Source organism: Aneurinibacillus aneurinilyticus ATCC 12856 (genome assembly GCF_000466385.1).
Lineage (GTDB): Bacteria > Bacillota > Bacilli > Aneurinibacillales > Aneurinibacillaceae > Aneurinibacillus > Aneurinibacillus aneurinilyticus.
In genome coordinates this window covers 1,611-10,134 of the sequence record NZ_KE952731.1, presented here as the reverse complement: position 1 = coordinate 10,134, position 8,524 = coordinate 1,611, and the positions used below count along the sequence as shown (strand labels likewise).

Annotated in this window: 5 protein-coding genes and 2 pseudogenes; 4 read left to right on the top strand and 3 right to left on the bottom strand. The window is 37.0% G+C overall.

Features of this window, described 5'->3' with window-relative positions; genetic code table 11:
- Positions 1-245 (bottom strand): annotated as a pseudogene (locus tag HMPREF0083_RS27035) (histidine kinase); the annotation flags it as partial.
- Positions 246-939: 694 nt separating this feature from the next.
- Here HMPREF0083_RS27035 and HMPREF0083_RS06530 point away from each other — a divergent pair.
- The 3 genes and pseudogenes from HMPREF0083_RS06530 (at position 940) to HMPREF0083_RS06520 (ending at position 5,081) form a co-directional block, all read left to right on the top strand.
- Positions 940-1,644, top strand: a complete 705-nt coding sequence (locus HMPREF0083_RS06530; RefSeq protein WP_021620374.1) for an ABC transporter ATP-binding protein — start codon at positions 940-942, stop codon at positions 1,642-1,644.
- Between the two features lie 2 nt (positions 1,645-1,646).
- Positions 1,647-3,969 (top strand): annotated as a pseudogene (locus HMPREF0083_RS06525) (ABC transporter permease).
- Positions 3,970-4,466: 497 nt separating this feature from the next.
- Positions 4,467-5,081, top strand: a complete 615-nt coding sequence (locus HMPREF0083_RS06520) for a pyridoxamine 5'-phosphate oxidase family protein (RefSeq protein WP_021620371.1) — start codon at positions 4,467-4,469, stop codon at positions 5,079-5,081.
- A 329-nt stretch (positions 5,082-5,410) separates the two neighbouring features.
- Here the strand turns inward: HMPREF0083_RS06520 and HMPREF0083_RS06515 are convergent, their stop codons facing one another.
- Together HMPREF0083_RS06515 and HMPREF0083_RS06510 are read right to left on the bottom strand one after the other, a co-directional pair.
- Positions 5,411-7,147 (bottom strand): sensor histidine kinase, encoded by a 1,737-nt coding sequence (locus HMPREF0083_RS06515; RefSeq protein WP_021620370.1) that lies wholly within the window; start codon positions 7,145-7,147, stop codon positions 5,411-5,413.
- Positions 7,144-7,857: a response regulator transcription factor gene (locus tag HMPREF0083_RS06510; RefSeq protein WP_021620369.1), complete on the bottom strand. Its 714-nt coding sequence runs from the start codon at positions 7,855-7,857 to the stop codon at positions 7,144-7,146. Before HMPREF0083_RS06510 ends, HMPREF0083_RS06515 begins: the two co-directional genes overlap by 4 nt.
- Before the next feature lie 413 nt (positions 7,858-8,270).
- On the opposite strand from HMPREF0083_RS06510, the gene HMPREF0083_RS28990 reads away from it, so the two are divergent.
- The coding region (locus HMPREF0083_RS28990; RefSeq protein WP_021620367.1) for a hypothetical protein at positions 8,271-8,524 on the top strand (254 nt) is incomplete at its 3' end.

Genomic DNA, 8,524 nt, shown 5'->3' with positions numbered 1-8,524 from the left:
TCACCAAGTTCGTGCATCTTCTCCGTGTCAATGTCACCCAATGCCATAATGGAATTTAGTGTGTTGAACAGGAAGTGAGGATGGATTTGTGCCTGCAGGTAGGCTGCCCCCATACGCAGCCGCTCGTTGACGGACTGCTTCAATGTCGTTAGCGACCAGATGCGGGATCTTAGTTCCAGAGCATCGACCGGCTTGGTAACATAATCGTTTGCTCCAGACAAAAACCCGGCGTAAATGTCTGTCGGCTTTTTGTAAGGACTTAGCAGGAAACATGTAACTTCCTTAAATATAATAAAAAATTTTGGTTAATGACGTAAATATTTACAAAGAAATTTTACGAGCGTTTCTAGCTTCCGTGGGCATATGTGTATGCGGGATGCTACTTTTTAGCCGAAAATCACATAGATGGAATATACCGTAATTTAATTGCTAGGGCATAATAAAAAACCTAACATAGTATCCTATATAGGGGAAAATGAATGTCAGGTTTTTTGTTAATCGCTTAGCATAAGGTTGCAAATCAAGCGCACTAAAAAAGATGGGCAAATGTTCTTTTGATTCAAATTTTTGTAATGCTTCAAAGGAAAATAGATTTTCTCGGAGAATATACTATAGTGATTTCCCTCCCTTGGCTTTTTCTTGTTTGGTCACTTGAAAAATTCTCCAAGTCGGGGTGAAGTCCTTTTTTATGCTCAAAAAATCCTTTCGACTCTAGGCTCTATAAATCTGCAAATTTTCACTACGGGAAAATACTACATTATATCTAGAGACTATGTAGTATTGAACGCCCTAAAGCAAATAGTCCTTCGATTATTTCTGATTACTATAATGTTGATGAAATCGTCCAGATTTCTCATTTTGATGAATGGAAAGATGAAGTGAACTATGTTTGGGAGTTACTTGACGTTTACAAAAATACTATGCGAGGAGAGGTAATAAGTGAAAAAGTTAATCGAATTTAAAAAAGTAACAAAAGAATACAAAATAGGAGAAGTGAAAATCAAGGCCCTGGATGGTGTTGATTTTTCCATATCAGAGGGAGAGTTCGTCGTTATTTTGGGCGCAAGCGGCGCGGGTAAAAGTACGATTTTGAATATACTTGGCGGTATGGATACGGCTACCTCAGGTCAAGTGTTTGTTGGTGATCAAGAAATAACAAGATTCAACGAAAAAAAATTAACACAATATCGCGGGGAGAAAATTGGCTTTGTATTTCAATTCTATAACTTAATTCCGAATTTAAACGCTCTAGAAAATGTTGAATTTGCTACTGAAGTATGTAAAAACCATCTGGATGCTAAAGATATTTTACATAAAGTCGGATTAACGAATCGTATCAAAAACTTCCCTTCCCAGCTCTCGGGAGGAGAACAACAAAGGGTGGCTATAGCTAGAGCTGTTGCAAAAAACCCTTTGCTTTTACTCTGTGATGAACCAACCGGAGCTTTGGATTATGTTACAGGCAAGTCCGTCTTAAAGCTTCTTCAAGATTTGAACAAGGAAATGAAAAAGTGCGTCGTTTTGGTCACACATAATTCAGCAATTGCTCCTATGGCTGATAAAATTATTAAGGTGAAAAGCGGAATGATAGAAACGGTTGCGATTAATGATGAAAAACAAAGTGTTGAAGGGATTGAGTGGTGATTATGAAATTATTTTTTAAATTATTCAGAGATATTAAACAATCTGCAGGGCAATTTTTGGCCTTTGTTTTGGTTATCGCAGTAGGAGCTTTTTTCTATGCGGGGCTGGTAACCTTGAGCGATAATCTTAGCGCTTATACGAAGACTTACTTTAAAGAGCATAATTTAAGCGACTTAAATGCATATTACAATCAAATTTCCAAACAGGAGGTGGCTGGTTTAAGCGAAATGGAAGGCATCAATAAAATAGAAGGGCGCTATACTTTTGATGCCACGCAATCCTTTGAAAACTATAAAGCCTCATTAAAAATTCATTCGATCCCTGCAGATAATGAAATCAATACGCCTTCTATGATTGAGGGTAGTATCCCGGCAAGAAAGGGTGAAATCCTATTAGATTCTCATTATGCTAAAGAACATCATTATCGTGTCGGCGATGAAATCAGTATACGTACGAATGATAAAAGTTTGAAGTTTACAATTAGCGGCTTATGCGAAAATGTTGAACATGCAAAAAAGAACGAAATACAAGATCATAAAACCTACGGAGTGGCTTATATTGGCGAAGAGACCATACCTGAAATCGCAGATGGCTTTTTCTATAATGAAATTATGATTGATGCAAAAGATGGTTACGATATCGACAAATTAGGTGAATCAATTGAAGAAAAGTCCGCTCTTTACTTACTTAAACCAAGTAAGTAAAGAGCGGACTTTCAGTTATTCTCAACTAAATGCCACTATACATAATAATAATTTGATGAGTAAGGTTATCCCTTTGGTTCTCTTTTTGATCGAAGCGATTATCTTATTTCTTACCATGTCGAGGATGATAGATTCTCAAAGAAATCAAGTAGGCATTATGAAGGCTTTGGGTGTGAAAAACAGAAGCATCATGCTTCACTACATGGGATACCCTGTGCTGGTCGGTATTATAGGCTCAATCCTAGGCTGTGCCATTGCCGCTTTTGTATTTGTTCCATTCGTAACTGCGTCGAATGCAAAGGCCTACTCTCTGCCAGGCATTCAATTCTCGCTTTCTTTTTATTCTATCATTCCTCCTCTCATTTTCTCTAGCGCTTTTGGGATGCTCTCTTGTTATTTGAGCGGTAGAACCATATTGAAGGAACGTGCGGCCCAGGCGATCCGTCCCAAACCGCCAAAAACGATGAAAAAGATATTCATAGAAAGAATTCCGGGTATTTGGAGTCATATTCCGTACAGTTACAAGCTTATTTTGAGAAATATATTCCTAAATAAACAAAAGGCCCTAGCGAGTTCAGTTGGTGTTGTGGTAAGCACGGTTTTATTGATAACTGCCTTCGGTACTCAAACGGCCTTGCAAAAAGTAGCGAACCAAATTGAAGATGTGTATACCTATGATTTAAGAGTGGATTATAAAATGGGAGCATCTTCGAATACGTTTAAACTACCCTCCGGCATTAAAAACAGTTATTTTGTATCCACCTTTCCTGTTGAATTCATAAAAGATAATAAAATAGAAAAGGCTGCTTTAGTTGTGACTGAAAAAGAAAACAATCTCATTCATTTTTTTGACGAAAATGATAATAGGATATATTTGGGGAATAATGGTGTGCTGGTACCCAAATCTTACGCCGACAAATATCATATTTCAGAAGGGGATCTCATCAAAATAACGTTTATAGCACCGGAACTTAAAAATAGAACTGTAAATATGAAGGTCCTAAAGATATCTACACAGTATTCGAACCCGTCGTTTTATATCACACCCGATTATTTAAAGAGCTTTGGGCTAGATTACAGTCCAACCTCGCTTTTAGTTGAAGCAAGCAGCTCGACAGATCTTATCAGCATCCGTAACTTCTTTGAACAAGATCCCCAAGTAGATGTCATTGCAGATAAGGCAGATCTAAAGAAATCAGCTCAGTATATTTTGAAACAAAACAGTTTTATATTTATCATGTTTATCATTTGTGCTGTCATACTCTCCTTTGGCGCCATATATACGATATCTTCCATAAACATTTATGAAAGGAATCGTGAGCTTGCAACCCTTAAAGTATTAGGCTATCAAAAATATAAAATAAACAGGCTTATATTTTTTGAAAACATCATCCTAACCGCATTTGCGGTAATTGCAGCTTTGCCGATTAGCGGCTATATGTATGCGAATGTTGTAAAGGCACTGTCTAGTACCCATCAGCAAATCCCTGATAAACTAAATATTTCCGTAATGTTGATATCTGTTATTCTGGCCTTCTTACTTACTATTCTATCTAGCTTACTTCTTAGAAGAAAAGTAACCAAAATAAATATGATTGAATCATTAAAGAGTGTAGAATAAAAATTTTAAGGAACTGGAACAAAAATAGGCTGCTTCACCTTGATGTGAAAGTAACCCGTGCCGAAATGGTGACCATAATTGTCAAATGAAAACGACTTGGCATGCTGATTTTAGATCTGTATGCCAATAGATCATTATTCTTTGTAACAAAGGTTTTTATAAAAACATGACTGTCGAAAATATTGAATTTAAATGTTCAGTATAAACGATACATAATGTGGTTAGGTGAGAGTTTAAGTCTGTTTAATATAGATATATACCGAAATATTTTTAATTAACTTGATAAAACATTCGTGTTTGATAAAATTGATTATAGTCAGATAATTACTTTTGGGTGCATCATGGCTGATCTATAGAATCTCTCTGGTTTATACTCCGCCTCTCATCTTTGCCGCTATACGTTCGTTATTTATGGCACCTTAACATGTTATGAGCAGGTTTTAGATATAGTATTAAGCTAACAAATAAGATGGAATGCTAAGGAGTGAATTGTGACTATGTTTAGAGAAACAGTGTCAACAGAAGAAGAATTGCGCTCGATTATTGGCTATCCAAGTGAACTTGTCCAAAAAAAGGCTATTACTTCCCTAGATGAGCATTGTCGAAACTTTATTTCAAAATCGCCATTTTTAGTAATGTCTACCTCGGATAATCAAGGTATGTGCGATGTTTCTCCTAGAGGAGATTCACCTGGATTTGTGCTTGTGTTAAATGAAAAGCATCTGGTTATTCCAGAAAGGCCCGGAAATCGTAGGATTGATTCAATGAGGAACATACTTTCCAATCCTAGAGTAGGACTTATTTTTATAATTCCGGGTTTAGAAGAAACACTAAGAGTAAATGGACGTGCTTGTTTAGTTCGTGATGAAAATCTGCTTAATCAAATGAAGGCCAACGGGCGTTCCCCACTTATAGGAATAGGAATCGAGGTAAATGAATGTTATGTTCATTGTGCAAAAGCGTTTAAACGGTCAGAACTATGGAACCAGAATTCTTGGCTGGATAAAGAAAAGTTACCTAATGCTTCAAAAATGTTAGCAGACCATGCAAAAATGGCTACTGAAACAGTAGTAGAGGTTTTGAAGGAAAGCTATACTAAACGACTGTATTAAAAAAACATAAATATTGTTAAGCAATGTTATTCAAGTAACGGGGATCTATAGTTCAATAACAAAAGCCGGTTATTCCTTCCTTGCTGATATTATCCCCTTTAGGTTAAAAGTGTGAAAAAGCCCATTGTTATAATGGACCTTTCACAGTTAATTGGAGGGGATTTTTCATGGCTAAAAAAGGACAGATGTTTCAACGGTATACATAGAATTCAAAGCAGAAACAGTTCAACTTTATGAGAAGGGAGGGATGAGTGATCAGGCTGTGGCTGATCAGTTGGGTATCAAAAGTAGTACACAAGTAAAGCAATGGGGTAAGAAGCATTGGCATACTACTTATACGGAAAGGTTAGTAAAAGCTTCGTTCCCCTGCCTATGCTTGTTTCCACTTTAATCTTTCCTTGGTGAACCTCGGCTATAGCCTTTGCAATGCTCATGCCCAATCCCACACCTTCTGTTTTATCATCAGTATTTGTACCGCGATAATAACGTTCAAATAATTTGTTCTTTGTCTCTTCATCCATCCCTTTGCCGTTATCTTCAACAACGATAGTAGCATATCCTCTTTCCTTTTTTGTCATTACAATAATTTTCGTACCAGGAGGATTATGTTTAATTGCATTATATATTAGATTATCCAGCATACGTTGAAACCACTTAGGGTTCGCTTCAATTATCATAGCTTGCTCCTCACCCTCATACGATAGGTGGACATGCTGTACGGTCATATCATTTACATATTTCAATACGGTACGGCGAACAAGCTCATTCAGTTCCACTTTTTCCATTGAGAAGGGAAGTTGACCATTCTTCAGTCGGAAAACAAGGGAGAAATCCTCTACAAGCGCAAGCATATAATTTCCTTTTTCGCGAATTGTTTTGCCCACTTCTTGAAGCTCCTCATCCGACCATTCGTATTGTCCGCTTTCCAAAAGTTGACCATATCCCTGAATAGTTGATAAAGGCGTTCTTAAATCATGGGAGATCCCGGTCATCCATTCTTCTTTTGCCCTTTCGAGGCGACTTCTTTCTTGTTCAGACACAGCAAGCTTTTCGGCCATCTTATAGAAGGCATCAATTACTTCCTTATATAGTTGGTAGCGAAAGCGGAGCTTCCTATTTTTTCGAAATAGCTTTTTCTGGTCCTCTTTTGTCAATACGACATCATACTCTCCTTTTTCCATCCTCTCAAACCAACCAAGGAAAAGCAGCAAAGGGTGACCATAACGGAAGCCATGCCAAATAGAAAAACAAACAGTCATAGCTAAAACGCTAACACTAAAAATAATAAGATTAATAATAGCTTTCGGAAGAAAAGATTGCTCTAACAAGTCTTCCTGCTTCTTCGGAGTATGCAGAAGCCAAATAAATCCTGATTTGTCATTATGATATGTAGCAACATTTGTTTCATAACGTCCAGGCTCTGATTTAATGGAGATGATATCTAGTGGATGATACATTTCTTTTTTCTTTACAGCACCAATAGCTTGAACAACGTTACCTTCCCGATTAATAACATGAAGATAACCACCAAGCGCATTTACTTCTTTTTCTAATTTTGATACGTTTTCTTTACGTATAAGCCCTTCTTTTCCGTACGATTGAAACCATTCTTGCAATGTATGTAACCCACTATTGTCATATCCCAATATAAATAGCAAAGGCTGTCCAGAAGAAGTATCAAATCGAGAATAAATATTATACGACTGAACACGATTCTTTTCATGTATCTGTACTAATTCATCGACTTTATATACTTTGGGCAACTGAGCAGGAACATTGATATGATAAACTACTTTTCCAATCTTATTGATGACTTGAAGCCACATATTCTTTTCTTTTAACTGTTCTGTCCATTTTGGATTAAGGATAATGTCCCCATTTTCTACCACAGTCTCTGCAACGATCATATCCAGAGAGCCAGCAGGTAAATTTTTTTTCATATCTTCATTAATAAAATACTGGAGGAGAAAAAAGAGGAGAATAAACAATATGCTAAAAATAAATAGTGACAGAAAAATGAATTGGTACATAAAGTGCAGGGTTAGCCTTCGCCCAATTCTCTTCATTCCTCTTTCTCCTTAACCAGCTTATACCCCAGCCCACGAACGGTTACAAGATAATGGGGAGTGCTCGGATTTAGTTCAATTTTCTCTCGAATCCTTCTTATATGCACCATAACCGTATTATCATCAGATAAGCCATCAAATCCCCATACCGCCTCATATAACTGAGACTTGGAAAATACAACGTTTGGATGCTTACATAGATAAAGGAGAAGTTGAAAGACTTGAGCCGGACACGCCACCGTTTTCCCTTCTACGATTAGCTCGCCTGCTGATTCATCCACAATAAATCGCCCAAAATCATAACGGGATTTAAAACTTTTTACATGTAAGGATGGATGTAGGATTGCCCTTCGCAATCTGGCTTTAACTCTAGCCACTATTTCAAGGGGATTGAATGGTTTTGTAATATAGTCATCGCCACCGGTTGCAAAGCCTGTTAACACATCAAAATCTGATACTTTTGCCGTCAAAAATAGTATGTATGCCTCAGATATTTCCCTTATCTTGGGACAGAGCTCAAAACCGCTCTGATCGGGGAGCATGACATCTAAAATAATAATGTCTGCTCCATACTGCTGAAGAAGTTGCAGTGCCTCCTGCGCTGTATACGCTTTGTAAATTTTACGAAAGCCTTCTTTTCGTAACACTGTTTCGATCATCTTTACAATGGATTTCTCGTCATCAACAAGTAATATTTTCGCTGTTTCCATAAAACGACACCCCCTATGTCATCGTATCACATAAACCTTAACACGAGCTTAACTGCATGGTATTAAGGTAAGGAAATCGTAAGGTTCCATTTAGGTTTAAGTAATTATGGATTGGTACAGTATTCCTGAGGTGAGCACGATGACAGGTTGCAATCTGGCTGGACAGTATTAGCTATGAAGTTGGTGAGGATGCAATCGGCCTATGTGATTTTTTATGGCATAAGATCAGATAGAGATAAACAGCAATCAACAATTGATAGAAGATATAGTTCAGATGCTCGTTTGCTGACAGAATGGGGAGCTTTTACTGGCACTTCTACCTGAGCAATTATTGAGCTGCATATAGATAACGTTTTATTTGCACTTCTTAAACGTATGTCTTTATGGATACTTTATGAAAGGAAGGGATAATATTGGATATTATACTGTATTTTTTATTGCCAATTATACTAATTTCGTTGAACCTTGCTATTTATATACCTTTCCTAAAGGTTGATGAAGAGGATATAGGTAGAAATCTAAAGCATCTAAACAAATATCAATGGTTCCAAAACTATCTTAATGATGAAAAGTATAGGGAACTAATCATTCACAATAAAGATGTCCGTCGAGTTATCGGGAAATTCAACAGCGATAAACTTGAGAAGGATTCCTATAACATGAAGTG